The organism is Jannaschia sp. L-14R, from assembly GCF_056857695.1.
In genome coordinates this window covers 547,565-572,586 of the sequence record NZ_JBSXNP010000010.1, presented here as the reverse complement: position 1 = coordinate 572,586, position 25,022 = coordinate 547,565, and the positions used below count along the sequence as shown (strand labels likewise).

Below are 25,022 nucleotides of genomic sequence, written 5' to 3'. Positions count from 1 at the left end.
GAGCCGGAACGGACATCCGCCGACAAGACATCCTCGATGCTTTGTCCGGTGTGCAAGGTGGCGCTGACCATGTCGGATCGGCAAGGCGTCGAGATCGACTATTGCCCCCAGTGCCGCGGCGTCTGGCTCGACCGGGGCGAGTTGGACAAGATCATCGAGCGTAGCGCCGCCGATCTGGCGCCGCGCGCCCCTGAACCGCAGCCGCGCGGCTATGATGACGACGACAGGTATCGCGGCCATGGCAGCAAACACGGCGGCTATGGCAAACATGGCGGCTATCGCCGCAAGTCCTGGCTGTCGGAAATCTTCGACTAGACAAGGTTGCATGTAGGCAACGCAATCGCGGGCGGGCACCGGACTTCGGTGTCCGCCCCAAAACGGCAGGGGCCGACAATGGGCGCAGGACATGGTGCAGGGACCGCCGGGGCAACCGACACCGCAGCGGGGCGCCACAGCGGCGGCCTGAAATGGGCGCTGGCGATGACCTCGACCTTTCTGGTGGTCGAGGTTATCGGCGGGCTCTGGACCGGCAGCCTGGCCCTTCTGGCTGATGCGGCGCATATGCTGACCGATGTCGGCGGGCTTTTTCTGGCACTGGTGGCGATCCGCTTCGCCGCCCGGCCGGCGACGCCGCAAAAGACATTTGGCTATGTGCGGATGGAGGTGCTTTCGGCGCTGGCCAATGCGGTCGTACTGCTGCTGCTGACGGTCTACATTCTCTACGAGGCCTGGCAGCGGTTCCTCGCCCCACCGGAAATCCTCAGCGGGCCGATGCTGGTGGTTGCGGTCGTGGGCCTTGCTGTCAATCTGGTGTCGATGCGGCTGCTGCATGCCGGATCGAAGGAAAGCCTGAACCTGAAGGGCGCCTATTTCGAAGTGCTGGCCGACATGCTGGGTTCGGTCGGGGTGATACTGGCGGCGTTGGTGATCATGTTCACCGGCTGGGCACTGGCCGATCCGATCATCGGTGCTGGCATCGGGTTGTTCATTGTGCCGCGCACGTGGATCTTGTTGAAAAGCGCGGTCATCATCCTGATGGAAGGCACACCACCAGAGGTCGATATCGGTCTGCTGGAGCGTGGTTTGCTGGACCTGCAGGGGGTAACGGCGGTGCATGATCTGCACGTCTGGACCCTGACGTCGGGCTTCGATTCAATGAGCTGTCATCTTGTCGTCGATGATATCGAGACCCGGCGCGATACTCTGATCGCCGCGCAGAATAGCATGCGCGAGGGCTTTGGCATCACCCATACCACGATCCAGATCGAGGATGCCGCCCTACGCGAGGCCGAAGGCGAGACGCATCGCTGAGCGAAATGGCGGCGAATTTGGAGTAGCGAGGTGGGGTATCACCGCAATCAGCATGGCCGCAACATGTCGCGGTATTCCGAACCGCGCGGCGGCGAGGGCCGACGTACCCATGACGGGACGTCAGGCCGCATACGGCTTTCTCCAGGTTTGATCGTGACCGCGCTGATTGTCTGGTCTGTTCCGTTCTGGGGCGCTTATCTGCTGGTCGATCCGGTGCTTGACTGGCTCGCCGGATCAGTCGGCCCCTTGACCGATGCAGGCACTGGCGTCGCGCGCTGGCTGGGGCTTGGTCAGCAAGCGGCAGTCCTGAGCGATATGGCCAATGTCGGGGGGAGGGATCGGCTGGGCGGTCGGCCCGCTGCATTTCATCATCAAGGCAGGGCTCCTGCTGGTCTGGATTGCCGGGGGCTTCGCGTTAATTGCAGTGTCGGCAATCCTGAGGCGCAGGTCGCGATGGTGACAATTATCGGTACATCCACAACCATTCCTGTCCGAATTTCCGTGCATTGGCCTACCTCGTCGATGTCTGATGCGACGTTTGGGCTCGATAGGCCTGAAACTCGGCAAGACCTGCGCCTGTTGTTCTGGTCTGGACCATCATCGTGGAACGCTGGACATCAAGCCTGTGGAAAAGTTGCATGACTGCGTCCCGTCCGCTCATGATTGGTCCAATCCTTATCCTCGACAATATTGCCGACGCGGCGCTGAAATTTTCGGCGCTGTTCATTTCGGAAGAAGCAGAGCGCCCGCCGCCCGTCGAAGCGGCCGACGGCATGCATGATGCCATTGTACTGGCGCGGTTCGACCGGGCAACGGTCTGGCGCGCGCGTTTCAATCTGCCAGCTGATCGGCCTTCCGAATATCGTTGGAACGGCAAGACATACCCTGTGGCCTGCAACCTGCGCGGCGATCTGCGGATCGCCTTTGTGTCGTGCAACGGTGAAGAGGTCGGCGACCTGGAGCGCGAGGGGTCGGAACGCAACGCAATGTGGGCGCGTCTTAGCGAGGCGCACCGCGAGGCGCCGTTCGCACTTTTGCTGCATGGCGGGGATCAGGTCTATGCGGACGAAGTCACGCGAGGACATCGCCTGAGTGAGAACTGGCCATCGCAGATCCCACCGGACCCGTCGTCCGCTGATCTGTCCGATTTGCGCCATCATTTGCGCGAACGGCTCTTGGATCGCTATGCGGCGCTTTATGCCGCGCCCGAATTCGCGTGGATCGTCGCGCGCGTGCCGTCGCTGATGCAGTGGGACGATCACGACATCTGTGATGGCTGGGGCTCGCTCAGGCGATGGCAGACCCATTCTGCAGTCGGCCAGACGCTGTTTGGGACCGCACGTGAATGCTCGCTGATTTTCCAGCAGGCGGCGGTGGACGGCGATCTCCCCGCGCGGTTCCACGATCCGGCGGGGCACCATCTGGGCTGGAGCGTCCGCGCGCCCGGTCTGCGCATTCTGGCACCGGACCTGAGGTCGGAGCGCACAAGGAGCAGTATCCTCGGGCCGGGCGGCTGGGCCATGATGGACGCAGAGGCCAGACACCACCCGCCGGGGCGCACTCTGCTGATATCCAGCGTGCCACTGCTGGGACCGCGCCTATCAGTTCTCGAGACGCTCATGGTCGCGATTCCGAGGATGCAGAAATACGAAGACGACCTGCGCGACCAGTGGCAGAGCCGTGCGCATCGCGAGGAATGGCGGCGGATGCTGCGCCTCGTGCGGGACATGGCGCGCACGGACGGGCAGAACATCACCGTGGTTTCCGGCGAAATTCATCTGGCGACACGTGCGGTGATGGAACTCGGCAAGGGCCTGCGGGTCGATCAGCTTGTCGCTTCCGGTATCGCGCACAGGCCGCCGCCCCGGGCATGGGCAAGATTTCTCGGCAGCCTAGCTCAATTGGGAGACGCGCCGCTCGCGCATCATCCGATCCGCACCGAACGACTGCCGGGGCAGCGCGCTCGCTATATTGCTGAACGCAATTACCTTATACTTGAACGACAATCGGACCAGTGGAGCGCCGCCTGGGATCTGGAAGAAAGTGGCTTGACCTCTGCGCTGGAACTGTAGTCGCCGACCGGCTGGCAGCTAGCCGAGGTCGGCGCTGCTCTCGCGTCGTCCCGATTTTCGTGACCCAAGGAACTCGGACAACAATATCAGGCCTACGCCGCACACTACGGCGACATCGGCCAGGTTGAAGGCCGGCCAGTGCCAGCTGCCTATATAGACATCGAGAAAATCCGTCACCGCCCCAAAGCGCATACGGTCCGCCACATTACCGAGTGCGCCACCGATGATAAGGCCGTAGGCGGCGGCATCCAAACCATATGCTGACCGCGCCAGCATGACCGCCAGCCAGACAGTGATAACAAGCGCCAGCCCGGACAATGCCCACCATGGCACACCGCCAAGCATGCCGAAGGTGACTCCATCATTTCGCAGAAAGATCAGGTTGAAGCCAGGCACGACCGGAATGCCATCCGCCAATATGTCGCTATAGGCTGTGGCTACAGACTTGCTGATCTGATCAGCTGCATACGCAAACGCGACAGAGAGAACGCCTAGCGATTTTGGCCGGGTCATGGCTGTGGTCCGGTCGTATCGGATGGAAGGATCGGCACAATGACGGTCAGATCGTCGCCATCGTAGAACTTGAGCCGCAAGGGCAGGGTTTCGCCTTCGATGAGAGGTGTATCCAGGTCAAGGAGCATGACATGCAGACCTCCGGGTTCGAAGGTGACAGACTCACCCGGAGCGATCCATAAATTCGCCAGAGCACTCATACGGACCGAACCCTGCGCGTCTGTCGTAGTTTTATGCAGGGTCTCGATGGAAGCCCGGTCAGTGCGCACACCGATCAGGTCGATCTGGTTCTGTCCGGTATTTCTGATGGTGAGATATACGGCTGCAGCCTTGTTGCCCGGCGTCGTGGCGCGGGCCCAGAGGTTCTCGACGATTATATCGCCATCCCCGGTCGCCTGCTGCGACAGCGCCGCCAAAGGCCAGAGTGCCAGTTGCAGGATCAGGGCGCCTTGTGCAAACCTTCGCTTCATTGTGGTGCCTTTATTTACGATATGTGGCGAGGTCTTGCCGTAAATGACGATTGACGGACGCTTTACAAGCTTCAGCAGCTAGAGCTTCAAGCGAAATCTTCTGGTACCGGGATGTTACGCGAACTTCTTTGACGCAGACGCTCGAACTGTCTGCACCGCGCCTATATTACTCTAGTCATTGTAGAGACGAGGATAAGATGCTGACCATCGGAACACTATCGCGCAAGACCGGAACCAAGGTCCAGACCGTGCGGTATTACGAGCAGATCGGCCTGTTGCGTGAACCGGGTCGCTCCGAAGGCGGCCAGCGCCGATATGAAGAAGCCGACCTGGACCGGCTCGCATTTATCCGCCACGCGCGGCAACTTGGTTTTTCACTCGATGCGATCCGCGAATTGCTGGACCTGTCGGATCATCCGCAGCAATCCTGTGCGGATGCGGATTCGATTGCCCGACGCCAGCTGAAACAGGTTGAACAGCGGCTTTTACGGCTTCAGGCCCTACAAAAAGAACTGAAGCGGATGATTGTTGAATGCAGCGGCGGCCAGGTGGCAGATTGTCGTGTGCTGGAAGTGTTGCGGGATCACTCCGAATGCCTGACCGCGCATGACGATATCGGATCTTGACCGCAAGTTACGGGAACCCTTCTACCGTCCGGGTCGTTTGAGCGGGAACAGTTAAGAACGGAACGGTGTGACCTCACCCTGGATTTACACATCAGCGCCCGCCATTCTGGCAGTGATCGCTTCATGGATCGCCGTCAGTGCCCATCCCGGCCCGATGTGGGTAAGTGCGACCCAGTCATCACGGGTTTTCTGGCGTTCGGTCTTGTCGCATTGCTGTATCTCGTGACCAAAGAATTATTGGTCGAGGCTCGCGAAATGCCAGACACAACCCTGTGTCGCGGCAATTTTCTATGTCGGTTTTGTGCTGCTATTGCTGTTTGAGGAAATAATCGAATGACCGAAATGCAGAGCCAACAACGCAAAACGCTATGGATCGTACTCCTGCTCAATGTTGCCATATCACTTGGCTTCTTTGCGACTGGCGCACTCGGTGATTCCAGTGCGCTGATCGCGAACGGGCTCGATAACACATCCGACAGCATGGTCTACGCAATCAGCCTGTTTGCCATGACCCGATCCGACAAATGGCAGCGCATCGCGGCAAATGTGTCGGGAACGGTGCTTCTTCTGTTTGCAATCGGCATCGTGATCGACGCTGTACGACGCTACTACGCAGGCTCCGAGCCACTGGGGCCTCTGATGATTACAATGGCATTGATTGCGGCTGTGGTGAATCTCGTCTGCGTCTGGCTTCTTGCAAGGATCAAGGACCCGGACGTGAACATCCGGGCGGCGAATACCTTCAGCATCAATGATTTTGCTTCGAACGGTGGCATCCTTGTGGCGGGCGGACTGGTCTGGTGGCTTGGAACAAGCTGGCCCGATCTGGCGGTCGGAATTGCAGTTGCGGGCATAGCGGTATGGGGAGGGATCAACATCCTGCGGGATGCACACCGCGAACATCATCTGGCTGTTCACGATGGCCCTGACGCGCGATCCTGATGGGGAAACGGATGCCACACAATCACGACCATGCCCATCTGGACCCTGACGCCGGCGACCGACGCGTCGGCATCGCTATCTGGGCGAATGGCATCCTGACTGTGGCCCAGATTGCCGGCGGAATCTTTGCTGGCAGCCTCGCACTCATCGCCGATGCGCTGCACAACTTTTCCGACATGGCGTCGCTGGTGATCGCCTTTGGAGCGCGTAAGATTGCCCGCCGTCCGGCCGACGCACGGATGACATTCGGTTACGGCCGGATCGAGATCGTGGCAGCCCTGATAAACTACACGACGCTGATCGTGATCGGACTTTACCTGATTTATGAAGGCGGGATGCGGATGATCGACCCGCCCGAGGTCAAAGGCTGGTGGGTGGTCTGGCTGGGTGGAGTTGCGCTGGTTGTGGATACCGCGACCGCGCTGTTGACCTATTCGATGCAGAAGGGCAGCGTGAATATCAGGGCCTTGTTCATTCACAACTTGTCCGACGCACTGGCTTCGGTCGCGGTGATCGTCGGCGGTGTGCTGATCCTGCTTTACGATATTCGATGGGTCGATCCGGCAATCACAATCCTAATTGCGGTCTATATCCTTTACCTTGCCTTTACCGAGATCGGCGGCACGATCCGCACCCTGATGCTGGGCAGTCCGCCGGACATCGACACCGACGAGGTTCTGGACGCGGTTGCGGAAATCGATGGCGTCGTCGGCGTGCATCACGCGCATTTCTGGCAGATGGAGGAACACGCTGCCGCGCTGGATACCCATGTCGTGATCGACGTCGCCCGCTGGGGTGATTTGGAGGAGATAAAACGCACGATAAAGTCGGAGTTGAAAAATACCTTCGGGATCAGGCATTCGACACTGGAATTCGAAAGGTCCGATCAGGCGCATGAAGATGCCAAGCGCTACGGCCACGGGTGATGACGGATGGGTGCGTGCGACGCAGTCGGGTCGCTACAACTGCAAAACGGTGATCGCGGTTGCCATGACGATACTGAACAGCGCCAAACTGCCCAGAGCCAGGCTTTGCCCCATTCGCCGGTTCGGACCAGCAACCTTAATTCGCAACTCTGCCGCTGTTTCGGGGAATTCGAGCGCGGCACTGTTGGACCCGGTCCATTCATAGCGCCGTGCAAAGCGTCTCTCTTCGGCGGCATTCCAGCCGCGAAACGTCGCGATGATCGCTATTATGATCATCATGCTGGAGGGTACCCAGATAATGTAGCCGCCGCCAGTTTCGTCGACCAGCGGCAAGATGCCAAAAAGCCGCCCCTCGATATCGTAGGCAGTATAGAGCACAACTTCCTTCAGTGTCGTAAGGGCACCCAGAAGAATGTTTGAAACAATCGTTGCAAATAACAGAAAAATCCGAAGTCCGTGGCCATGACTGGCCTTGGTATCACGTCGGGAAAAGATCATGGCAAAGAAAAGAAATCCCGCGATCAACATGGTAATGTGCATCGCATAGTGGATCGCCGAATTCGTCAAAGCGGCGTTGTGAACCGAAGGTATCTGCCAGACATAAAGCGATAGCACGAACAGCCAGAACGCCGCCCAAGGCCGGGTGAGTGTCGAAAAAACGGTCGATAGTCTCCGGTTCGTCAAAACCGGTGCAATTAGCCGCTTTCGAACCTGTCGTGGCAGACCCGCGATCAGTACCGCTTCGGGGTAGGACAACACGATCAGCATCGGCCCGACCATGCGCAAAAGTATGTGCTGGATCTGGTGCGCCAGGAACATGCGTTCCGCCATCGCATCGACAGGGGATTGCAGCGCCAGAAACAAACTCAAGATCCCGGCAATAAACATCAGATGTCGCAAAGGACGTTGCGGTCCGGAGCTGGTTCGCCGCCGCACCGCGCCGCGCAGATAGATCACAAGCGTCAAGGCGGTGAGACCGCTTACCTCGGGAGTGAAATTCCAGGCCGACCAGACAGTTTGCTCGGTCAGGCCCTCTCCGCCATGAGCCATCGTTCGTGGTGCAGACATCAGGAGGGCAAGTGCCGAATATGACGCGACCAATCCGACTTTGACTGAAACGTTTCGTATGTTCATGCGGCGCTGGCTATCTGGACGATCCGTTGAATTCCAGACCGCGAACCGCGGGAGGAGCACTTTGTCGCAGCACGGTGTCTGCCTCGCTTTGTCGAGGATTCAAGCTGACTTCCACATGCGGCGCAATGTCACCGCAAGGTGATGTGACAGCTATTGACCTTATCCCCAGGACAGGGTCGTAAATGGTGCCATGATCAAAGCCCTGATTATAGCCTTCGTGGCAGCTCTATCATTCGGAACTTCCGTGTCGGTCGCGGATGTTACCGATGCTGTTCCGACGCTTGGTGCCGTTTCGGTAACGGAGATAGCGGCAATTTCCTCGATGGTTGCTGATACGGACTGCCCGGATTGCATAGACCAGACCGAACGTGACGTTCTTGCCTGCGAAGGCGGGTGTCCTGTGCCTTGCGCCTTTTCTATCGGGTCTGCGGTCATGCCCTCGGCAACGGCAGTGAACTGGTCATTGCGGGTTTCGCTGGCACCCAGGTTTGCGGTTGCAAGCTTTCTTGCGGGTGTGAGTCCGCCGCCCGATCTCTCGCCCCCGCGATGGATGGCCTGAACGGCGTAATCCCGGTCGGGTCTGCAGCCGCCGCTGATTTTTCCACACCGGATTATCAGGTCAAGGCAACGGCATGACATTCCCACCGACTTTGTTCAGTCTCTAAGACTGCGCCAGAATACGCCATTTCTATCGGTATCCGCCCTTGGGAACTCTGTGTCAGCGGTGCCGATTTCATATCCTGACATCTATCATCCTAGGACTTCGAACATGAAAACGATCAACTCATTTACGCGCAGAACACTGCTCGCCGGGGCGGCGACGGTGATTGCCGGATTTGCCGCCGCGCCCGGATACGCACAGACGTCCCTTTCACCATCTGTCACCGCCGAAAAGGTGACGCTCTACAAGGATCCGTATTGCGGATGTTGCCAGGGCTATGCTGAATTCCTCACGGCAAACGGTTTCGAGGTCGAGGTCATCCCGACCGACGATCTGGAGCAGATAACTGCCGATGCCGAGATCCCGGCTGACTTTGCCGGCTGCCACATCTTCAACATCGGCGACTATGCTTTCAGCGGTCATATTCCGCTGGCGACCCTGACCGAGTTCCTGACCGAACGTCCGGAGATGATCGGGCTGACCGTGCCGGGCATGCCGATGGGATCGCCGGGCATGGGTGGCGAGAAGATGGAGCCACTGAAGGTCTTTGCAGTCGAAGCAGGGCAAACACCGACGGTTTATGCCGTCGAGTGAACGACGTCTCCGGTCCGGCGGCGGATGGTAGCCGCCGGACCGGAGAAATGCATATGAAAGGACGACGAGTATGATGTTTGAACTGTACGGCGGCGGCATGGTGGCAGTGGCGGGACTGGTCTGGCTTCTCGTGATCGTTGTGTTGGTATTGGCCGCAATGGCATTGTTGAAAGACCTCAGATCGGACAATGGCACATGACGCCTGACGGGGAAAACAGTACGACTGTCGACAATTCTGAGGCGATGGCAGCCAAACCGCGCCGAGGTTTTGCGCTGATGATTGCGCCGCTGGTTGCCTTCGCGCTGATGGGTCTGTTTGGCTGGGGCCTGTTCTTTAGCAGCAGGGATCTGCCGTCACCGCTGATCGACAAGCCAGTGCCCGAATTTGTACTGGCGCCGGTTCAGGGTCAGGCCGACGGTCTGGCAACCGCTGACCTGCGGGGGCAGGTGTCGCTGGTGAATTTCTTCGCCTCATGGTGCGTGCCCTGCCGGGCGGAACACCCGCTGTTCATGGAACTCGCTCAGAGCGGTGAGGTGAAGCTTTACGGGATCAACTACAAGGACCTGCCCGACGAGGCCGAAGCCTGGCTCGAAGAACTCGGCAATCCTTATACTCGGGTCGGCGCCGACCCGAACGGACGGGTAGCGATCGACTGGGGGGTTTACGGGATTCCCGAAACCTTTGTCGTCGCTGCGGATGGTACCATTGCCTACAAAGTGATCGGGCAGTTGACGCGGCCGATCCTTGAAAATCAGGTGATGCCGGTCGTGCGGCGTCTGAATGCGGAAAATTCAGGGAGTATGACGCAATGAAACATACAGTTCTGGCGTTCGCGGCGTGGCTGTTTTCCGCAATGGCCGCAGCCGCCGTTCCACAGGGTTTCGCTATCCATGACACTCCGCAAATTGTGCCCAATGTTCGCTTTGCTACCAGAGACGGAAGCCGCATGGATCTGGAGGATTTCCAGGGGCGGGTCGTTCTTCTGAATATATGGGCGACCTGGTGCGTTCCCTGCCGCGAGGAGATGCCGACGCTTGATGCCCTTCAGGCAGAGCTTGGCGGGCCGGGATTCGAGGTTCTGGCGCTGTCGATCGACCGAGCAGGCGCAGGCGTGGTTCAGCGGTTCTATGATGAGATCGGTATCAGCAAACTGAAAATGTATGTCGATACCACCATGCTGTCGGCGACGGCGTTGCGCGCTTTCGGGTTACCTACAACGCTGCTGATCGACCGGAATGGTCGTGAAATCGGTCGGCTGGTCGGTCCGGCAGAATGGGATGACCCGGAGATGATCGCCTTTATGAGACAATACGTGAAGTAACTTCCCGTGATCCAGCTTTGCATCTGAATATTATAACGCTCTGCAACGAGAGAGAAAAATGTCAGACACATCCACTACATCCACTACATCCACCATTCTGCCCGAAACTCGCGCGTCGCTATCCGCGCTGACGGTTTGGTTCACGCGGCGGCGACTTTTGATACTGGGCGCGATGATGCTGATCGGCGGCGGCATGGCGCTTAATTGGGGTTGGCTGGCGGCTGTCGGGGCGGCCCCCCTGATCCTTGCACTGGCACCCTGCGCGGTAATGTGCGGGCTTGGACTTTGCATGAAAGGTGGAGCGGGAAAGACCTGTGCCAAAGATGATGGCACGGGAAGTTAAGACCTGGCGACCGGAAATATTAATGACGACGACCCAAGGAGAACGGCCATGAAATTGGCGCAGATGAACCAGATGATGACCGCGATGAATAACGGCACGATGCCGATGGATGAAAGCGGCACCATGCCGGTTTAGCCCGAAAACAAGGGCTAAGGCATGCACGTCCCGCTTCCATAAGAGGGCGCGGGATGGTGCCGACAGGAGAGATCGGATGACTGTTGTAAACAGACGCGCGGCACTGACCGGGATGCTGGCTCTGGCCGCAACGCCGCTCCGCGCCCACTCGGTGCAGGAACTCGAACAGGAGTTCGGCAGCAAAGAGCCTTATTTTCAGGCGCTCGACAAGGATGCGCCCGACTTTTTGCTGAGCGATGCCGATGGCACGCTGTTCAGGTTAGCAGACTTTGCGGGCAAGGTTGTCATCTTGCATTTCGTCTATACCCAATGTCCCGATGCCTGCCCGCTTCACACAGAAAAGCTGGCCGATGTGCAGGCTCGGATCAATCAGACGCAGATGAAAGACCGCGTGCAATTTGTCTCGATCACCTCCGACCCTGAGAATGATACGCCTGAAGTGCTGCGGGACTACGGAGCGATCCATGGAATGGATCCGGCGAACTGGGCCTTTCTGACCATCGCACCCGGTCAGCCCCCGGAAACAACTCGCGATCTGGCGCAGGACTTCGGCCACAAGTTTGCAGTCGCGCAGGACGGAACACAGACCCACGGCGTCGTGACCCACGTGATCGACAAGACGGGACGCTGGCGCGGGAATTTCTACGGACTCGAATTCGATTCAGTCAACATGGTGTTATTTGTCAACGCTTTGGTCAACGATTATGGCAAGCCGCATAATGCCAGTCCGCGCGGGCTCTGGGTTCGGGCTGTGGACATGTTTAGATGAACGGGAAGGGTGCTTTGGGTGATTCAAACCGATATCCGTATATTCAAGACTGTTTGTCGATCTTGACCCTTGCCCGGCCAGAGGGGCATCGCTGATGCCGGATATCTCGGGCATCGGCATTCTTGCCGCGTTTCTGGCCGGCGCGATCTCGTTCCTCTCGCCCTGCGTTTTACCGCTGGTGCCTGGCTATGTGTCCTACATCGCAGGTCAGCCGAACCTGATGCGCAAGCGCCGCGTCGGAATTCGCGCGCGCCTTGGAGCACTGGGGCTAAGCACTTGCTTCATTCTGGGCTTTTCATCGGTATTTGTGGCGATGGGTGCCGGGGCCAGCATGTTGGGATCGCTGCTTTTGTCCTGGCGGACCGAGCTGAACCTGATCGGCGGGGCCATCATAGTATTGTTCGGTCTCGTGATGATGGGACTATTCCGGCTTGATATCATGACCCGAGACAGCCGGTTCAACCTTGATATACCGGGCGGACGTCCGCTGGGGGCTTATGCGCTTGGCCTGGCCTTCGCCTTTGGCTGGACCCCCTGCATCGGCCCGGTCCTGGGTGCGATCCTGACGCTCAGTGCCAGTTCTGCCAACCTCAGCAGCGGCATCTGGCTGTTGTCGATCTATTCGCTCGGACTGGCAGTTCCGTTTCTGCTCGCAGCGCTCTTTACCGACGCGATTGCCGCGCGAACCCGACGCATCGGACGATCAGGCCGCATTCTCTACAAAGGGGCGGGCGGTGTCATGGTGCTGATGGGCATCGCGGTGATGACCGGGCAGCTGTCGCGCTTGTCCTACTGGATGCTGGGCACCTTTCCATTTTTGGCAACGATCGGATGAGAACTTGCCCGTTCTTGGTATGGTGAAGCTTATGGCGGGCCATACTTCCTTGGTGCATCAGTCCAGTGTAAGCGATTGTAGTTGAATCAGTGGGCCTGAAACTTAACATTCGTACCGAACCACTCTATGAAGGCACCGCAGATGTCCGACCGTCGATTGGTATAGTGACGTCTTTCGAAATGCGCTCGTTGTTTGTTGTCATCTGCACCTTCGTGGCCTCGACTAACATTTTGTCAGTGACGCATCTGTGGACAGCGGCGTTCTGGCGCGGCAGCGTGAAAATCAGGAGGATTGCAGGATGGAGTACAGGTATCTTGGACGGAGCGGCTTAAAGGTTTCGGCCCTCACCATGGGCACATTCACCTTCGGTGGACGTGGCGATTTCGGCATGACTGGCGCGCAAGACGTGGCCGATGCTTCGCGTCTGGTCGACACCTGTCTCGACCGGGGCGTTAACCTGATCGATACGGCCAATATGTATTCCATCGGTCTCTCAGAAGAAATTGTCGGCGCTGTGATGAAGGATCGCGATCCGGATGTATTGATCTGTTCCAAAGCGCGGATGCGGATCGGAGATGGGCCCAACGATGAAGGGCTTAGCCGTTGGCATCTGATCCGCGAATGCGAACGCTCGCTGAAGCGGCTGGGGCGCGATCACATCGATATCTACCTGATGCACGAATGGGACGGTCAGACCCCGATGGAGGAGGTCATGGCCGCGCTGGATATCCTCGTGAAGCACGGCAAGGTCCGGTATTTCGGCTGTTCCAACTGGTCTGGCTGGCAGGTGATGAAGGGGCTCATGGCCAGCGGCGCAGGCGGGCTTGAACGGTTCACAGCGCAGGAGATTCACTACACTCTGGAGGCGCGGGAGGCGGAGTACGAGCTGCTGCCACTCTCGGTCGATCAGGGCCTTGGTGTGATGATCTGGTCGCCGCTGGTTGCCGGATTGCTGACCGGCAAACATACCCGCGAAGGGTTCGCCGAGGATTCGCGTCAGGCGCAGGGCTGGTCGGAGCCGCCGATCCGAGACTGGGACCGGTTGTGGAATATCGTGGATGCGCTGCGCGAAGTGGCAGCAGACCGTTCCGTCGCTCAGGTGGCGTTGGCCTGGTTGTTGCAGCGACCTGCGGTGGCGACTCTGGTCGTGGGCGGGCGGACCGAGGCGCAGTTTTCCGAGACGCTCGGCGCGGTTGATCTGACGCTGACACCCGAGGAAATCCAGCGTCTGGATGCAGTGTCGCGCCCGCCGCTGATTTATCCGCACTGGCATCAACACCAGTTCGCCAAGCCGCGTTTCTCTGAGGCGGACTGGGCGCTTCACAAAGGGCAAAAGGTAGACGGGCTAGAGGGTTACAAGCCATAGTTGAAGTTCGTGAAAAGCTGGCCGGTCCTAACGTCCGGTCAGCGCTTTCACGATCTTCGTCATGGCGAGCATGCCCGGATCGTCCATGCCTACTGATTTCTCGCCGAAGATACGTGCCCGACCGACAGTGGCGGGTTTGCTCCGAAAGGCGACCTGCGCGTCCTCGGCGGCCTGCACCGCCGTCGCGGCGGGGTCGTCCGTGCGTGTCAGCGCCCGCGCCATTGCATCCAGCGAATCCAGCACCGTCTTGCCGCGCAATTCCGCTTTGCCACGCGCCATCATCTTGGTCACAGCCGCGTCCAGCAACGCGGGAAGCTCGTCAGGGTCGATGCCCTCGCGCCCCTTGGCCTCTTTCGCCGCCGCCATCAGTCCGGTCGCCAGTAATGTGCCATAGGACGACGCCGACACCTTGGTGAACGCCTGCGCGCAGGCCATCAGGGCCATGCCGAAATCCTCCGGCAAATCCTCTGCCTTTTCCGCCACGGCCCGCGACCCACGCCGCATCGTCACCCCCAGGTCGCCGTCACCCAACGCGCCGTCTGCGGCGTTGAGCGCATCGGCCTCCGCCTCCATCGCATCCCGCAGGCGCAGGGACGCGGCACGAAGGTCGGCGACGGTAATCATTTGACGATCCAGAAGGCACAGTCGCAGGGTGCCTTGAGATACCCCTCCAATTCCGCGTCAAGCTTGCAGAGGGTGAAAGACACGCCCGTCATCTCCATCGACGTCGCATAGCGTCCGACCAGCGGCATTACGACCTCGGCACCCGCCGCTTTCAGCCGGGCGTGGACATTGCGGTAGAGGATATACAGCTCCTCATGCGGTGTCGCGCCCAGCGAGTTCACGAGGACCGACACGCGGTCGCCACCACCGATCTCGATATCGGCCAGCAGGCGGTCCAACATCTCTTCGGCAATGGCATCGGCGGGGCGCAGCGTGTCGCGCCAGACGCCCGGCTCGCCGTGGATACCCATGCCCATCTCCATCTCGTCCTCGCCGATCTCGAAGGTGGGTTTACCTGCCTGCGGCACGGTGCAGGAGGACAGCGCCGCCCCGACCGACCGGCAGGCATCGGCGGTCTTCTGTGCGACGCGTGTGACCCCGGCCAGATCCAGACCGGCCTCGGCGGCGGCCCCAGCAATCTTGAATGCATAGACCATGCCTGCCACGCCGCGCCGCTTCTCGGCCTCCTCGGGCGGGGCGGAGGCGACGTCGTCGGCCAAGAGGACGGTGGTGGTCTCGATATCCTCTATCTCGACCAGATCGCCGGCCATGTCGAAATTCATCACATCGCCGCCGTAGTTTCCATACAGCCGCAGCACCCCCGCGCCCCGGTCGGCGACACGGATGGCGTCGGCCATCTGTTCGGACGTGGGCGAGGCGAAAACGTCGCCGATGGCGCAGGCATCCAGCAAACCCGCGCCGACATAGCCGGTGAAGACCGGCAGGTGACCCGATCCGCCGCCCGACACGATGCCGACCTTGCCGTCCCGGCCTGGCGTGGTGCGGGCGACGGCGCGTCCCTCTTCGCCCACAAGACGATAGGTCTCGGGGTGCGCAGCGCAAAGGCCGGCGAGAGTTTCGTCGACGTAGGCCTCGGGATCGTTGAGGATCTTTTTCATGATTTCCTCCGGAAGGTGAGAAGGTTGATAAGCATCACGCCGATCAGCAAAACGCCCCAGATCATTTCGCGCGCGAAGTTGGTGACTTGCAGCAGGTTTAGGCCCGAAGACAGGAATTGCATCGACAGAACGGCGAGGACAACGCCGACAATCCGACCGTATCCGCCATAAGGATTCACCCCGCCTAGCACCGCGATGAGGACGGCCAGCAGCAGATAGCTGCTGCCGTAATCGGCCTTGGCCGAATTGGCGCGCGACATGACGATTAGTCCCGCGATGGCCGACAGCACGCCACACAGGGCATAGACCTTGAGCAGGACGCGGCCCGTGTCCATCGCGGCGTAGCGCGCGGCAAGGGGGTTTGCACCGAACATGCGGGTCTTGAGCCCGAAGGCAGTGCGTTTCAGAACCCAGCCCAGGGCGATGGCAAGAGCGGAGAAAATGACCAGCGGCACCGGGATATCAAGCAGCGTGCCGTTGCCGACCCAGGCCACGGCGGGCGGCAGGCCCATCACCGCGCTGCCCCCGGTCATGGCGATGGCAAGTCCTGTGTAAATCAGGCCTGTGCCCAGAGTCGCAAGGATCGGCGGCAGCCCGAAGGTCGCCACGAGGATACCGTTGAACAGACCCGTCACCAGACCCACGGCCAGCGACAAGGCTATGGCCGCCAGCAGGATGCCGGTGCCTGTGCCGCCATTCGCTACCGTGCCTGCGAACTGGCTCATGAACAAGGCCGCGACCACGGCGGAGAGGTTGGCGGCGCCGACGACGGACAAGTCGATCCCCCCGGTCAGCATGGCGACCGCGACGGCCAGCGCCAGGATCGCGAATTCGGGGAATTGGAAGGCCATGGATGTCAGGTTGGCGGGCGACAGGAACCTCTCGGGTGCCAGGATCGACATGGTGATGAAAACGACCAGAGTTATGATCGCCAACCGACCTTCGGTCGACTGCAGGATGCGGCCCATCATGTTTCCCGCGCCTCCGCACGTTTCGCCTGCCACGCGGGCAGGCCGGTGCCGACAATGATCAGGACGCCGATCGCGACCGATTGCCAGGTCGAGGGAATGCCGATCACGATCAGCGAATTGCGCACAAGCACGATCAGCGCAACGCCCAGCAACGTACCGGTCAGCGTGCCGACACCCCCGGTCAGACGCGCGCCACCCAGCACGACGGCGGCGATCACGCTAAGTTCCAGACCGACCAGGTCGAACGGATTCGAGATGCGGGCCATCGATGCGTGGATGATGCCTGCAAGGCCTGCCAACGCACCGACGAAGACATAGATGAAAAACTGCGTCCGGCGCACGTTTATGCCGATCCGTCGCGCGCTTTCGGGCGCGCCCCCAATGGCATAGATCGCACGGCCCAACATGGTGCGGTTCAGGATGAACCAAGTCGCAGCCACGATGATGACCAGCGCCGCGAAGGCCCATGGCAGCGAATAGAACGAGCCGTCCGAATTGGTACCGCGAACCATCATCCAGCGACTGAAATCACGCATCCCCGGCGGAAGGTTCGAGATTTGCAGCGTGCCGACAAAAGTCAGCAGGGACCCACGGAACACCGACAGCGTGCCCAGTGTAACGATCAGCGTCGGCAAACCGCAGAATGCGATAAGCACGCCGTTGATCGACCCCAGAACGGCACCGATCATCGTGGCAATCGCAAACGCCAGCGGCCAGGGCAGGTCGGGGGCAAGGTCGCGCAACAGGACCGTCGTGGCATACATCGCGAAGGCGGCGACGGCGGTGAAGCTGACGTCGATGCCGCCTGATACCAGCACAACCATCGCGCCTACGGCAAAGATGCCAAGCACGATCGAATTGCGCATCAGGTCGGTCAGTGTCGGGATCGACAGGAAGTTCGGGTCGCTGATGGCCGCCAGCGCACAGAACGCGACGATAACGACGAAGACGAGGGTTTCGTTGCGGGCCCAGTCGATGGATTTCATCCTGTTTCGCCTGTGTTGTGTTGCGCCTGTGGTCAAGTCTGTCTGTACCGTCATGACGCGAGCCTGTGGCTCAGTTCGGACTCGGTGACGCCTGCACCGCCCGAAACTTCTTCGGTGATGATGCCGTCCTTCATCACTAGAATGCGGTGACAGGTGGCCAGCAACTCGGGCAGGTCGTCGGAGATGACGATGACGCCCAGACCTTTGGCGGCCAGATCGGCCATGATGCCGTGGATTTCCGCCTTGGACCCGACGTCGACGCCGACGCTGGGACCGTTCAGGATCAGGACGCGCGGCTTGCGGGCCATCCAGCGGGCCAGCACCACGCGCTGTTGATTTCCGCCAGACAAGGAGCGGACCGGGGCGGTCGGGTCGGGGGCCTTGACCGACAGGCGTTTCAGCCAGACTGTGGCCTCCTCCCAAAGGTTTTTCAGGTTGAGCACACCGCTGTGCGAATGGGCGTCGAAACGACCGACGGCGATGTTGTGGGCGATGCTCTGTTCCAGAAACAGGCCTTCAGTCAGGCGGTCTTCAGGGACGTAGCCGATGCCTGCCGCCGCCGCCGCGATGGGATCGCCCAGCGGAATGGCCGCGCCGTTCAATGTCACTTGGCCCCGGTCGGGTCGGGCCAGTCCGAACAGCGCCTTGGCCAGCGTCGTGCGCCCCGAACCCAGCAGGCCCGCCACCCCCAGAACCTCGCCTGCGCGCAAAGATAACGAAACGTCTTCGAAGGCCCCGGCGCGGCACAGCCCATCGACGCGGAGCAATGGTGGTGCAGCGGCATCCAGAGGGGTCGGCGGGCCGGAGGCCACGTCTCGCCCGGTCATCGCCCGCGTCAGCGAGGCGGAGTCGAAGTCGGCAGCGGGTCCTTCGGCGACCTTGGCCCCGTTGCGCAGGACGACGACAGTCTCGCAAACCTCCAGCACTTCGGCCAGCTTGTGGGACACGAAAAGGACGGCCACGCCATCGGCCTTGAGCCTGCGGATAAGGTCCAGCAGGCGCGCGACCTCGCGTTCGGTCAGGGCGGTCGTCGGCTCGTCCATGATGATGAGGCGCGCATCAGCGGCCAACGCACGGCAGATCGCGACCAGTTGCTTGTGCGCAACGGGCAGGCGTTCGACGCGGGCGTCGAGGTCTAGGTCCACGCCGACGCGCGCCAGCACTTCAGCGGCGCGGGCGCGGGCGCGGGCGCGACGCACCATAAGCGTGCCGGTTGCCCGTTCGGCGGTCATCGAGATGTTCTCGGCGACGGACAGGTTCGGGAACAGGCTGAAATCCTGAAAAATGACCTGGACCCCGGCGGAGGTCGCGGTCGTCGGGGTCAGCCGGGTCTGGGGCACGCCGTCGAACAGGACACGACCCGCCGAGGGTTGTTCCACCCCCACCAGCACCTTGATGAGCGTCGATTTGCCCGATCCGTTCTCACCGGCAAGGCACACGGCCTCTCCGGCGTGGATGTTCAGGTCGACGCCGTCCAGCGCGGTGATCGCGGCGTAGCGTTTCGTAACCGACTCCAGCGTCACGAGCGGCATCGTCTCTGGGTTCTTGGCCATGGTACGTCCCTGTTGTGGACGCGCCCCCACGATTTGGGGGGCGCGCCAAGGAGAGGATCGGGACGATCAGAAGTCGTATTCGCCCATATTGGACGCATCGACGTCGACGAAGGCCTTGCCGGTTATGACCTTGCCTTCCAGCGTCACGGCCTCGTAGCCTTCAAGCCCGAGGTCCATGCCGTCGGTGATCTCTTCGCCGTTCATCACCATCATCGCGACCTTGTTCATCGCGATGCCCGCAATCTTGGGGTCCCAGAAGCCGATGCCGTCGACGGCTCCCGTCTCCATGTACTGACCCGCGATGGACGGCAGTGACGTGCCGAAGACGCAGGTCGCGTCCTCCATCCCGCGCTCCTCGATGGCGAGGCCGATACCGGCCACGTCGGTCGAGGCAGATCCTTGCAAGCCCTTGATGTTCGGGAAGGCCCGCAGCACTTCCTGGGCCTTGGCATAGGCCTGCTGCTGATCGTCGGCGGTCTCGTTCTTATCGCCGACGAGAGTCATGTTTGGATAGGCTTCCTGCTGTCGGGCGATCGCGCCGTCGACCCACTGATTGTGGGTCTGGCTGCCCAGCGAACCGACAAATACGGCATATTCGCCCTCCTCCTCCATGCAGGCGGCCATGCGATCCATCAGGTTGGCGCCGAAGTCCTCGTTCTTGAAGGCCTCGATGTCATACAGGGTGTTTTCCTGGCTCGCCGCCTCGTGGGTGATGACGGTGATGCCAGCGTCCATCGCACGGCCCAGCACAGGCTCGATCGCTTCTGGCGACATAGGCACGACCAGAAGGGCATCGACACCCTGCGCGATCATGTCCTCGATCAGCGCGACCTGCTGCTGCGGGTCGGCCTGGGCCGGACCTACCAGATAGGCGTTATTGCCGGTCTCGGCGGCGTACTCATCCACGCCCAGACGCATGCGGTTGAACCAGGCGATGCCATCGATCTTGACGACGGTGGCCATCTGCTTGCTATGGGCGTCCGCCAGAACGGGTGTGGCCAGCATCGTTGTCGCCATCAACGCAGCGGCGGTGGTGATCAGGTGTTTCATTGTCTTCCTCCCAGAAGTTATCCCGGTCTCAACCGGGGTTATGCCTACGCACGGTAAACAGCGGAGCAGCTCGATCAAGCAGTTTCCGCAGGGTCATGCCGGGGCGCGATGAGCGCTGCGGCAAGATCGGGCCGAACAAGATGGGGCAGGTGCCCCGCGTTCGGGATGAGGTGGATGCGCGTCTCGGCCGGCAGATGGGCTACATCGCGCCAGTCAAGGATTCGATCGGCGGTTCCGAAGACGACCGTGACGGGGCAGGGCGCGGCTGCAATGTCGGCCGTGGCGTCGATCTGTTGCCTGCCATCCCGCGCGACCGCTTCGGCCAGCCGGGACCGTACGGCGAGGCCCGCGAGATGCTGGGGCAGTTGCTGTGCAATGGCTGCGTCGGAGATCGGTCCGCCGTCCAGAAGGGCCAGCACTGTCTTCAATGCCTCTGCGGAACTGGCTTGTGCCATACCTGTCAGAAAGTCTGCCGAGATCGCAGCCCCTAGACCGGCAGGTGCGAAAAGTGTCAGGGACCGCGCACGCGCACCGATCCGGGTGGCAAGGCGCGCGGCAAGGGCGGCCCCGAGCGAATGGCCGACGAGGTGCAGAGGACCAATGGGGAGGCGGTCGGCCAGCAGGGCCGCTGCCTGATCAAATGTGTCGGCAGACGTGGTGTCGGTACCGTGGCCAGGCAGGTCAAGCGTGATACAGGCGAGGCCGCGTCGCGCCAGGCGCTGCGGCAAGCCGCGCCAGCCGGTCGAATTGTCGAACAGGCCGTGGATCAGGACAACGGTTCCGTCATCATCGCCCCCGACGTCATCGGCGGTAATGCGCCCGCGCCGCCCGCTGCCGGACATACCTGAAAGCGACACCCCGCGTCTGCGTGCCTCGGCCCGCGCGGCGGGAGAAGCGGCGATGCGGCCGCTGGCGTCTCGTGGTGCGGACGGCGGCGTCGGTGCAGGTTTCGTCGGGGCCGGCATATCGGCGGTCGGAATCGGTGCCGTAGGCTCGGGACCGGCGACCGAAACATCACCTTCCTGCTCGACCTCGGCGATGGGTGCGTCGAGTTCAACCATGTCGCCGGGGGCCACAAGCTGTTTCAGCAGAGTGCCTGCGGCCAGCGCGGGCACTTCGACGACGGTCTTGTCGGTTTCCACCTCCAGCAGGACGTCCCCGCGTGCATAGACTGCGCCGATGGCGACGAGCCATTCGGTGACCTTCGCCTCCTCCATCGTCTCGCCCAGACGGGGCAGGGTGAGGATTACGCGGCCCATGACGGTGCCTCCCGCGCGACAAGCCAGCGCGCGACGTCTTCGATCAGACGCGCGTCGGGGATCGAGGCGCGTTCCAGGGCGGGCGAGACGGGGATGGGAATATCCTCGCCGCCCAAACGCAGGGGCGGCTCTTCCAACCAGTCGAAACACTGTTCGCTGACACGCGCCGCGATCTCGGATGCGACGGAGCATGTGGTCACGGCTTCGGTCACGATCAGGCAGCGTCCGGTACGGCGCACGCTGTCCATCAAGGGGCCGTCGTCCAGCGGGTTGAGGCAGCGAAGATCGACGACTTCGGTCTCGATTTCGGGGGCAAGGGCCTCGGCGGCAGTCAGCGTTTCCTGCAACATGCGCGAATAGCTGGCGATGGTCAGGTCGCCGCCCCGGCGGCGGATCGCAGGTTGGCCCCATGGCGCATCAGGCACATCCCCGATCTCGCCCTTCATCGTATACAGCCCCTTGTGCTCGATGAAGACCACCGGGTCCGGCTGTCGCATGGCGTCGCGCAAAAGGTGATAGGCATCCGACACCGTGCCGGGCATGCACAGGCGCAATCCGGGGGTGTGCATCATCCAGGCCTCCAGCGACTGGGAGTGCTGGGCCGCCGCCGACCGGCCGGTGCCGCCCTGGGTGCGCAGAACCATCGGTACGCCGATCTGACCGCCGAACATATAGCGCGACTTGGCCGCCTGATTGGCGAGCTGGTCCATGACCATACCCGCGAAATCCACGTACATGATCTCGGCCACGGGGCGCAGCCCGGTCATCGCCGCGCCAATGGCAGCCCCGACGATTGCAGGCTCGGAAATGGGCGTGTCGATCACGCGGTTGGCCCCGAACCGGTCGAGCATACCCTTGGTCACACCGTAAGCCCCGCCGTAAAGCCCGACCTCCTCGCCCATCAGAATAACTGTCTCGTCGGCATCCATCGCATCCAGCAGGGCCTGAAGCAGGGCGTCGCGATATGTGGTCTGGGTCATGCTCGTTCCTCCAGAACATCGGCGAGGCGGGCGCGCTGCGGACGCGGCGCGGGGGTGGACGGGTCGTAGACGTCCTGGAACATCGTGTCCGATGCCGGAGGGGTGGCGGCGATGGCGGTCTTCATGGCGGTATCCATCTCAGCCTCCGCCTCGGCGTCGATGGTGTCGAGCAAGGTGTCGTCGGCCAGAGACGTGCGGGCAGTGGCAAGCGGGTCGCGGGCGCGGCCCTCCTCCTCCTCCTCCGGGGTGCGATAGGGTGATTTGTCCATGCGTGCATGACCGTGGAAGCGGTAGGCGTCGATCTCCATGAAGCCGGGCTGTCCGTCGCGGGCCCCCTCGACGATGGCCTGCGCCGCGTCATGCACCGCCTCGACGTCCGATCCGTCGGCGCGGGCGGCCCGCAGTCCGAACGCCTCGGCCCGTGCGGGGAAATCCTGTCGTCCGGCAGAGCGGTCGACCCGCGTTCCCATGCCGTACTGGTTGTTGATGCAGCAGAACACGACCGGAAGCTTCCAGAGCGCGGCCATGTTCATCGCCTCGTACAGAATACCCTGACCCATGCCACCGTCGCCGAAGAAAGCCACTGATACGGCCCGCGTGCCGGTGTTGCGCGCTGTGATCCCGGCTCCCACCACATGCGGGATGCCGCCACCGACGATGGCGTTCGCGCCCAGATGACCCAGACCCCGATCTGCGATATGCATGGAGCCACCCTTGCCACGACAATACCCGGCCTCGCGTCCAGCGATTTCGGCCAGCATCCGCATCGGATCGGCCCCGCGCGCCAGAAATATGCCGTGGCCGCGGTGGTGGGTGGTGAACGTATCGCCTTCGGCCATGTGGTCAGTCAGGCCGACGACGGCCTCCTCTCCGATGGACAGATGCAGCATGGATCCTGCGGATTCGCCTTTGAGGAACAATTCCCCCACCCGCTCCTCGAAGGTTCGGATCCGGCGCATCGTACGATAGCGGGCGAGGGGAGCGTCGTTTGCAAAGGTCATTCACGAAGTTTCTTCAATGCGCCAAAGGCGGCTTGGTAGCGGTCAAACATGGGGGCGTAGGCAGCATGTGCGTCCATGTCTGGCACGATTACGCGCGACGTGCGGACCATGGCGGCGCAACCCGCGTCGATGTCGGGATAAGCACCGGCGCCGACGGCGGCGAGGATAGCGGCACCCAGACAAGGTGCCTCGGGCTGTTCGGTGACCTCCAGCGGCAAGCCCAGCGTATCGGCGTGGGTTTGCAGCCAGAAGGGCGCGTTTACGGCCCCGCCTGCAACCACGATGCGCCGCGCCTCGAATGCGCCGCCGAAGGCACTGATGATGGAGCGGGTGCCAAAGCAGATGCCTTCGATCAGCGCGCGATAGACATGTGCGGAGGTGTGCTTGAGCGTCAAGCCGGTGACGGCCCCGCGGGCCAGCGCGTCGGTATGAGGTGTCCGGTTGCCTTGGAAATGGTCCACTGCCAGCAAGCCCTCGGCCCCGGGCGGCAGGGCGGCGGCGGCGGCGTTCAGATCCTCGTAGGCGGTATCGGGAGCGAAATTGCGCTTGTACCAGGCGATGACTGAACCGGTAGAGGTCTGGCCGCCCTCGATGATGTGGCGCCTGGGATAAACGCAATCCGCATAGGTGCCCCAGACGCCTCCCGCGTGGGTTTCTCGCATCGCGACGCCCAGTTGCAGGTGCGACGACCCGGTGATCAGCGCCAGATCGCCAGGCTGTGTCACGCCCAGGCCGATCATGCCGATGAAAGCATCGGCCCCGCCTTGCACGACCTGACAGGTCTGGGGCAGGCCCAGATGGACGGCGGCCTCGCGGGTGAGGGGGCCGATCACTTCGCCCGGAGCGGCAAATTCAGCGGGCCAACGGTCGCGCAGATCTGACAGGTCGATCTGCGCAAGCAGGGCGTCGGGCCAGCCGCCATGGCGCGTCTGATAATGCCATCGCATCGTCATGTTGTTGAGCGAGGCGACCCATCGCCCCGTCATACGCAGTGTCAGAAAGTCTTGATATTCGCCCACCTTCGCGGCACGCGCCCAGACATCGGGCTGGTGCTGTTTGATCCAGAGCGCCTTGGGCAGCATCCATTCCGGACTGACCGGCCCGGCACCGCCGCCGTTTATACGCAGGGCGGGATCGCCGGTGGCCAGAACGTCTGCTGCCTGCCGATGGCCGCGGACGTCCATCCACAAAAGACAAGGGCGGACAGGGGTTCCAGCCACATCAAGCGCCACGACGGTGCAGCTTGTCGTGTCGCAAGCCAGCGCCGCGATGTCCGCCGGGTCCACACCCGAAGACACGATGGCACCCCGTGTGGCAATCCCGGCGGCGGCCCACCATGCCTCGGGGTCCTGCTCGGCATGGCCGGGGGCGGGAAAATCGGTCGCATAGGGCGCGGCATGATCGCCGAGTGATCGTCCGGAGAGATCGAACACTCGCGCCCGAAGGCTTTCGGTGCCACCATCGATGCCGAGGACGTACGTGGTCATGTTGCGCCCCTTCCACCGTTACACGCTGATTTGCACAATTGTGCAATCTGCAAACACATGTGTAAGATGCTGGGGACGTTGGGTCAAGTTCGGG

At 61.6% G+C, this 25,022-nt stretch carries 28 protein-coding genes; 15 read left to right on the top strand and 13 right to left on the bottom strand.

Annotation, left to right across the window (positions count from 1 at the left end; translation table 11 throughout):
- Window positions 1-36: 36 nt before the first annotated feature.
- The 4 genes from AC13C2_RS11155 (at window position 37) to AC13C2_RS11140 (ending at window position 3,383) form a co-directional block, all read left to right on the top strand.
- Window positions 37-315, top strand: a complete 279-nt coding sequence (locus AC13C2_RS11155; protein ID WP_092762037.1) for a TFIIB-type zinc ribbon-containing protein — start codon at window positions 37-39, stop codon at window positions 313-315.
- A gap of 78 nt (window positions 316-393) precedes the next feature.
- On the top strand, window positions 394-1,311 hold the full coding sequence (locus AC13C2_RS11150; protein WP_482886839.1) for a cation diffusion facilitator family transporter: 918 nt from the start codon (window positions 394-396) through the stop codon (window positions 1,309-1,311).
- 30 nt (window positions 1,312-1,341) lie between these two features.
- Window positions 1,342-1,953 (top strand): hypothetical protein, encoded by a 612-nt coding sequence (locus AC13C2_RS11145; RefSeq protein ID WP_482886838.1) that lies wholly within the window; start codon window positions 1,342-1,344, stop codon window positions 1,951-1,953.
- The gene (locus AC13C2_RS11140) at window positions 1,950-3,383 is read left to right on the top strand and encodes an alkaline phosphatase D family protein (protein ID WP_482886837.1); all 1,434 of its coding nucleotides are present in this window, start codon (window positions 1,950-1,952) and stop codon (window positions 3,381-3,383) included. The genes AC13C2_RS11145 and AC13C2_RS11140 overlap by 4 nt, the downstream gene beginning before the upstream one ends.
- Before the next feature lie 18 nt (window positions 3,384-3,401).
- Here AC13C2_RS11140 and lspA read toward each other — a convergent pair whose 3' ends face one another.
- Both lspA and AC13C2_RS11130 read right to left on the bottom strand, forming a co-directional pair.
- A complete protein-coding gene (lspA, locus tag AC13C2_RS11135; RefSeq protein ID WP_482886836.1) occupies window positions 3,402-3,896 on the bottom strand; it encodes a signal peptidase II in 495 nt (164 codons plus the stop codon).
- Entirely contained in the window at window positions 3,893-4,366 is a 474-nt protein-coding gene (locus AC13C2_RS11130; protein ID WP_482886834.1) for a copper chaperone PCu(A)C, read from the bottom strand. Before AC13C2_RS11130 ends, lspA begins: the two co-directional genes overlap by 4 nt.
- Before the next feature lie 197 nt (window positions 4,367-4,563).
- Here AC13C2_RS11130 and AC13C2_RS11125 point away from each other — a divergent pair, with 197 nt between their 5' ends.
- From AC13C2_RS11125 to AC13C2_RS11115, 3 genes are all read left to right on the top strand, one after another.
- Window positions 4,564-4,992 (top strand): MerR family transcriptional regulator, encoded by a 429-nt coding sequence (locus AC13C2_RS11125; RefSeq protein ID WP_482887013.1) that lies wholly within the window; start codon window positions 4,564-4,566, stop codon window positions 4,990-4,992.
- Window positions 4,993-5,325: 333 nt separating this feature from the next.
- Window positions 5,326-5,934 (top strand): cation diffusion facilitator family transporter, encoded by a 609-nt coding sequence (locus AC13C2_RS11120; RefSeq protein WP_092761867.1) that lies wholly within the window; start codon window positions 5,326-5,328, stop codon window positions 5,932-5,934.
- An 11-nt stretch (window positions 5,935-5,945) separates the two neighbouring features.
- Window positions 5,946-6,860, top strand: coding sequence for a cation diffusion facilitator family transporter (locus AC13C2_RS11115; RefSeq protein WP_482886833.1), 915 nt, complete (start codon window positions 5,946-5,948; stop codon window positions 6,858-6,860).
- Between the two features lie 33 nt (window positions 6,861-6,893).
- Here the strand turns inward: AC13C2_RS11115 and AC13C2_RS11110 are convergent, their stop codons facing one another.
- Complete coding sequence (locus AC13C2_RS11110; RefSeq protein ID WP_474521770.1) at window positions 6,894-7,928, bottom strand: cytochrome c oxidase assembly protein; 1,035 nt, start codon at window positions 7,926-7,928, stop codon at window positions 6,894-6,896.
- 835 nt (window positions 7,929-8,763) lie between these two features.
- On the opposite strand from AC13C2_RS11110, the gene AC13C2_RS11105 reads away from it, so the two are divergent.
- From AC13C2_RS11105 to AC13C2_RS11070, 8 genes are all read left to right on the top strand, one after another.
- A complete protein-coding gene (locus AC13C2_RS11105; RefSeq protein ID WP_482886832.1) occupies window positions 8,764-9,249 on the top strand; it encodes a DUF411 domain-containing protein in 486 nt (161 codons plus the stop codon).
- A gap of 70 nt (window positions 9,250-9,319) precedes the next feature.
- A complete protein-coding gene (locus tag AC13C2_RS11100) occupies window positions 9,320-9,448 on the top strand; it encodes a hypothetical protein (protein ID WP_339642502.1) in 129 nt (42 codons plus the stop codon).
- Window positions 9,449-9,525: 77 nt separating this feature from the next.
- Entirely contained in the window at window positions 9,526-10,062 is a 537-nt protein-coding gene (locus AC13C2_RS11095) for a DsbE family thiol:disulfide interchange protein (RefSeq protein WP_482887012.1), read from the top strand.
- Window positions 10,059-10,571: a TlpA family protein disulfide reductase gene (locus AC13C2_RS11090; protein WP_482886831.1), complete on the top strand. Its 513-nt coding sequence runs from the start codon at window positions 10,059-10,061 to the stop codon at window positions 10,569-10,571. Before AC13C2_RS11095 ends, AC13C2_RS11090 begins: the two co-directional genes overlap by 4 nt.
- Window positions 10,572-10,629: 58 nt before the next feature.
- Window positions 10,630-10,914 carry a hypothetical protein gene (locus tag AC13C2_RS11085; RefSeq protein WP_482886830.1) on the top strand — a complete coding sequence of 95 codons (285 nt, stop codon included), beginning with the start codon at window positions 10,630-10,632 and terminating at the stop codon, window positions 10,912-10,914.
- 247 nt (window positions 10,915-11,161) lie between these two features.
- Window positions 11,162-11,818 (top strand): SCO family protein, encoded by a 657-nt coding sequence (locus AC13C2_RS11080; RefSeq protein WP_424338162.1) that lies wholly within the window; start codon window positions 11,162-11,164, stop codon window positions 11,816-11,818.
- 94 nt (window positions 11,819-11,912) lie between these two features.
- Window positions 11,913-12,653 carry a cytochrome c biogenesis CcdA family protein gene (locus AC13C2_RS11075; RefSeq protein WP_092761853.1) on the top strand — a complete coding sequence of 247 codons (741 nt, stop codon included), beginning with the start codon at window positions 11,913-11,915 and terminating at the stop codon, window positions 12,651-12,653.
- Window positions 12,654-12,951: 298 nt separating this feature from the next.
- Window positions 12,952-14,019, top strand: a complete 1,068-nt coding sequence (locus AC13C2_RS11070; protein WP_424338161.1) for an aldo/keto reductase — start codon at window positions 12,952-12,954, stop codon at window positions 14,017-14,019.
- Between the two features lie 27 nt (window positions 14,020-14,046).
- On the opposite strand, the gene AC13C2_RS11065 is transcribed toward AC13C2_RS11070, so the two are convergent.
- The 10 genes from AC13C2_RS11065 to AC13C2_RS11020 all read right to left on the bottom strand — a co-directional run bounded on the left by AC13C2_RS11065 (window position 14,047) and on the right by AC13C2_RS11020 (window position 24,928).
- On the bottom strand, window positions 14,047-14,643 hold the full coding sequence (locus AC13C2_RS11065; protein WP_092761850.1) for a dihydroxyacetone kinase subunit L: 597 nt from the start codon (window positions 14,641-14,643) through the stop codon (window positions 14,047-14,049).
- Window positions 14,640-15,641 carry a dihydroxyacetone kinase subunit DhaK gene (locus AC13C2_RS11060; RefSeq protein WP_092761848.1) on the bottom strand — a complete coding sequence of 334 codons (1,002 nt, stop codon included), beginning with the start codon at window positions 15,639-15,641 and terminating at the stop codon, window positions 14,640-14,642. Before AC13C2_RS11060 ends, AC13C2_RS11065 begins: the two co-directional genes overlap by 4 nt.
- A complete protein-coding gene (locus tag AC13C2_RS11055) occupies window positions 15,638-16,612 on the bottom strand; it encodes an ABC transporter permease (protein ID WP_482886829.1) in 975 nt (324 codons plus the stop codon). The genes AC13C2_RS11060 and AC13C2_RS11055 overlap by 4 nt, the downstream gene beginning before the upstream one ends.
- Window positions 16,609-17,598, bottom strand: a complete 990-nt coding sequence (locus AC13C2_RS11050; RefSeq protein ID WP_092761844.1) for an ABC transporter permease — start codon at window positions 17,596-17,598, stop codon at window positions 16,609-16,611. The genes AC13C2_RS11055 and AC13C2_RS11050 overlap by 4 nt, the downstream gene beginning before the upstream one ends.
- Before the next feature lie 50 nt (window positions 17,599-17,648).
- Window positions 17,649-19,151, bottom strand: coding sequence for a sugar ABC transporter ATP-binding protein (locus AC13C2_RS11045; protein ID WP_092761842.1), 1,503 nt, complete (start codon window positions 19,149-19,151; stop codon window positions 17,649-17,651).
- A gap of 66 nt (window positions 19,152-19,217) precedes the next feature.
- Window positions 19,218-20,201, bottom strand: a complete 984-nt coding sequence (locus AC13C2_RS11040) for an autoinducer 2 ABC transporter substrate-binding protein (protein WP_092761840.1) — start codon at window positions 20,199-20,201, stop codon at window positions 19,218-19,220.
- 74 nt (window positions 20,202-20,275) lie between these two features.
- Window positions 20,276-21,460 (bottom strand): alpha/beta fold hydrolase, encoded by a 1,185-nt coding sequence (locus AC13C2_RS11035; RefSeq protein ID WP_482886828.1) that lies wholly within the window; start codon window positions 21,458-21,460, stop codon window positions 20,276-20,278.
- Window positions 21,448-22,440, bottom strand: a complete 993-nt coding sequence (locus tag AC13C2_RS11030; RefSeq protein ID WP_092761836.1) for an alpha-ketoacid dehydrogenase subunit beta — start codon at window positions 22,438-22,440, stop codon at window positions 21,448-21,450. Before AC13C2_RS11030 ends, AC13C2_RS11035 begins: the two co-directional genes overlap by 13 nt.
- Complete coding sequence (locus AC13C2_RS11025) at window positions 22,437-23,441, bottom strand: thiamine pyrophosphate-dependent dehydrogenase E1 component subunit alpha (protein ID WP_424338159.1); 1,005 nt, start codon at window positions 23,439-23,441, stop codon at window positions 22,437-22,439. The genes AC13C2_RS11030 and AC13C2_RS11025 overlap by 4 nt, the downstream gene beginning before the upstream one ends.
- Entirely contained in the window at window positions 23,438-24,928 is a 1,491-nt protein-coding gene (locus AC13C2_RS11020; protein WP_482886827.1) for an FGGY-family carbohydrate kinase, read from the bottom strand. The genes AC13C2_RS11025 and AC13C2_RS11020 overlap by 4 nt, the downstream gene beginning before the upstream one ends.
- Between the last annotated feature and the right edge of the window lie 94 nt (window positions 24,929-25,022).

Excerpts from the sequence above, each read along its gene's own strand:
- AC13C2_RS11155 (WP_092762037.1), top strand. The coding sequence starts at position 37 with ATGCTTTGTCCGGTGTGCAAGGTGGCGCTGACCATGTCGGATCGGCAA.
- AC13C2_RS11150 (WP_482886839.1), top strand. The coding sequence starts at position 394 with ATGGGCGCAGGACATGGTGCAGGGACCGCCGGGGCAACCGACACCGCA.
- AC13C2_RS11140 (WP_482886837.1), top strand. The coding sequence starts at position 1,950 with ATGACTGCGTCCCGTCCGCTCATGATTGGTCCAATCCTTATCCTCGAC.
- lspA (WP_482886836.1), bottom strand. The coding sequence starts at position 3,896 with ATGACCCGGCCAAAATCGCTAGGCGTTCTCTCTGTCGCGTTTGCGTAT.
- AC13C2_RS11130 (WP_482886834.1), bottom strand. The coding sequence starts at position 4,366 with ATGAAGCGAAGGTTTGCACAAGGCGCCCTGATCCTGCAACTGGCACTC.
- AC13C2_RS11125 (WP_482887013.1), top strand. The coding sequence starts at position 4,564 with ATGCTGACCATCGGAACACTATCGCGCAAGACCGGAACCAAGGTCCAG.
- AC13C2_RS11120 (WP_092761867.1), top strand. The coding sequence starts at position 5,326 with ATGACCGAAATGCAGAGCCAACAACGCAAAACGCTATGGATCGTACTC.
- AC13C2_RS11115 (WP_482886833.1), top strand. The coding sequence starts at position 5,946 with ATGCCACACAATCACGACCATGCCCATCTGGACCCTGACGCCGGCGAC.
- AC13C2_RS11110 (WP_474521770.1), bottom strand. The coding sequence starts at position 7,928 with ATGTCTGCACCACGAACGATGGCTCATGGCGGAGAGGGCCTGACCGAG.
- AC13C2_RS11105 (WP_482886832.1), top strand. The coding sequence starts at position 8,764 with ATGAAAACGATCAACTCATTTACGCGCAGAACACTGCTCGCCGGGGCG.
- AC13C2_RS11100 (WP_339642502.1), top strand. The coding sequence starts at position 9,320 with ATGATGTTTGAACTGTACGGCGGCGGCATGGTGGCAGTGGCGGGACTG.
- AC13C2_RS11095 (WP_482887012.1), top strand. The coding sequence starts at position 9,526 with ATGATTGCGCCGCTGGTTGCCTTCGCGCTGATGGGTCTGTTTGGCTGG.
- AC13C2_RS11090 (WP_482886831.1), top strand. The coding sequence starts at position 10,059 with ATGAAACATACAGTTCTGGCGTTCGCGGCGTGGCTGTTTTCCGCAATG.
- AC13C2_RS11085 (WP_482886830.1), top strand. The coding sequence starts at position 10,630 with ATGTCAGACACATCCACTACATCCACTACATCCACCATTCTGCCCGAA.
- AC13C2_RS11080 (WP_424338162.1), top strand. The coding sequence starts at position 11,162 with ATGCTGGCTCTGGCCGCAACGCCGCTCCGCGCCCACTCGGTGCAGGAA.
- AC13C2_RS11075 (WP_092761853.1), top strand. The coding sequence starts at position 11,913 with ATGCCGGATATCTCGGGCATCGGCATTCTTGCCGCGTTTCTGGCCGGC.
- AC13C2_RS11070 (WP_424338161.1), top strand. The coding sequence starts at position 12,952 with ATGGAGTACAGGTATCTTGGACGGAGCGGCTTAAAGGTTTCGGCCCTC.
- AC13C2_RS11065 (WP_092761850.1), bottom strand. The coding sequence starts at position 14,643 with ATGATTACCGTCGCCGACCTTCGTGCCGCGTCCCTGCGCCTGCGGGAT.
- AC13C2_RS11060 (WP_092761848.1), bottom strand. The coding sequence starts at position 15,641 with ATGAAAAAGATCCTCAACGATCCCGAGGCCTACGTCGACGAAACTCTC.
- AC13C2_RS11055 (WP_482886829.1), bottom strand. The coding sequence starts at position 16,612 with ATGATGGGCCGCATCCTGCAGTCGACCGAAGGTCGGTTGGCGATCATA.
- AC13C2_RS11050 (WP_092761844.1), bottom strand. The coding sequence starts at position 17,598 with ATGAAATCCATCGACTGGGCCCGCAACGAAACCCTCGTCTTCGTCGTT.
- AC13C2_RS11045 (WP_092761842.1), bottom strand. The coding sequence starts at position 19,151 with ATGGCCAAGAACCCAGAGACGATGCCGCTCGTGACGCTGGAGTCGGTT.
- AC13C2_RS11040 (WP_092761840.1), bottom strand. The coding sequence starts at position 20,201 with ATGAAACACCTGATCACCACCGCCGCTGCGTTGATGGCGACAACGATG.
- AC13C2_RS11035 (WP_482886828.1), bottom strand. The coding sequence starts at position 21,460 with ATGGGCCGCGTAATCCTCACCCTGCCCCGTCTGGGCGAGACGATGGAG.
- AC13C2_RS11030 (WP_092761836.1), bottom strand. The coding sequence starts at position 22,440 with ATGACCCAGACCACATATCGCGACGCCCTGCTTCAGGCCCTGCTGGAT.
- AC13C2_RS11025 (WP_424338159.1), bottom strand. The coding sequence starts at position 23,441 with ATGACCTTTGCAAACGACGCTCCCCTCGCCCGCTATCGTACGATGCGC.
- AC13C2_RS11020 (WP_482886827.1), bottom strand. The coding sequence starts at position 24,928 with ATGACCACGTACGTCCTCGGCATCGATGGTGGCACCGAAAGCCTTCGG.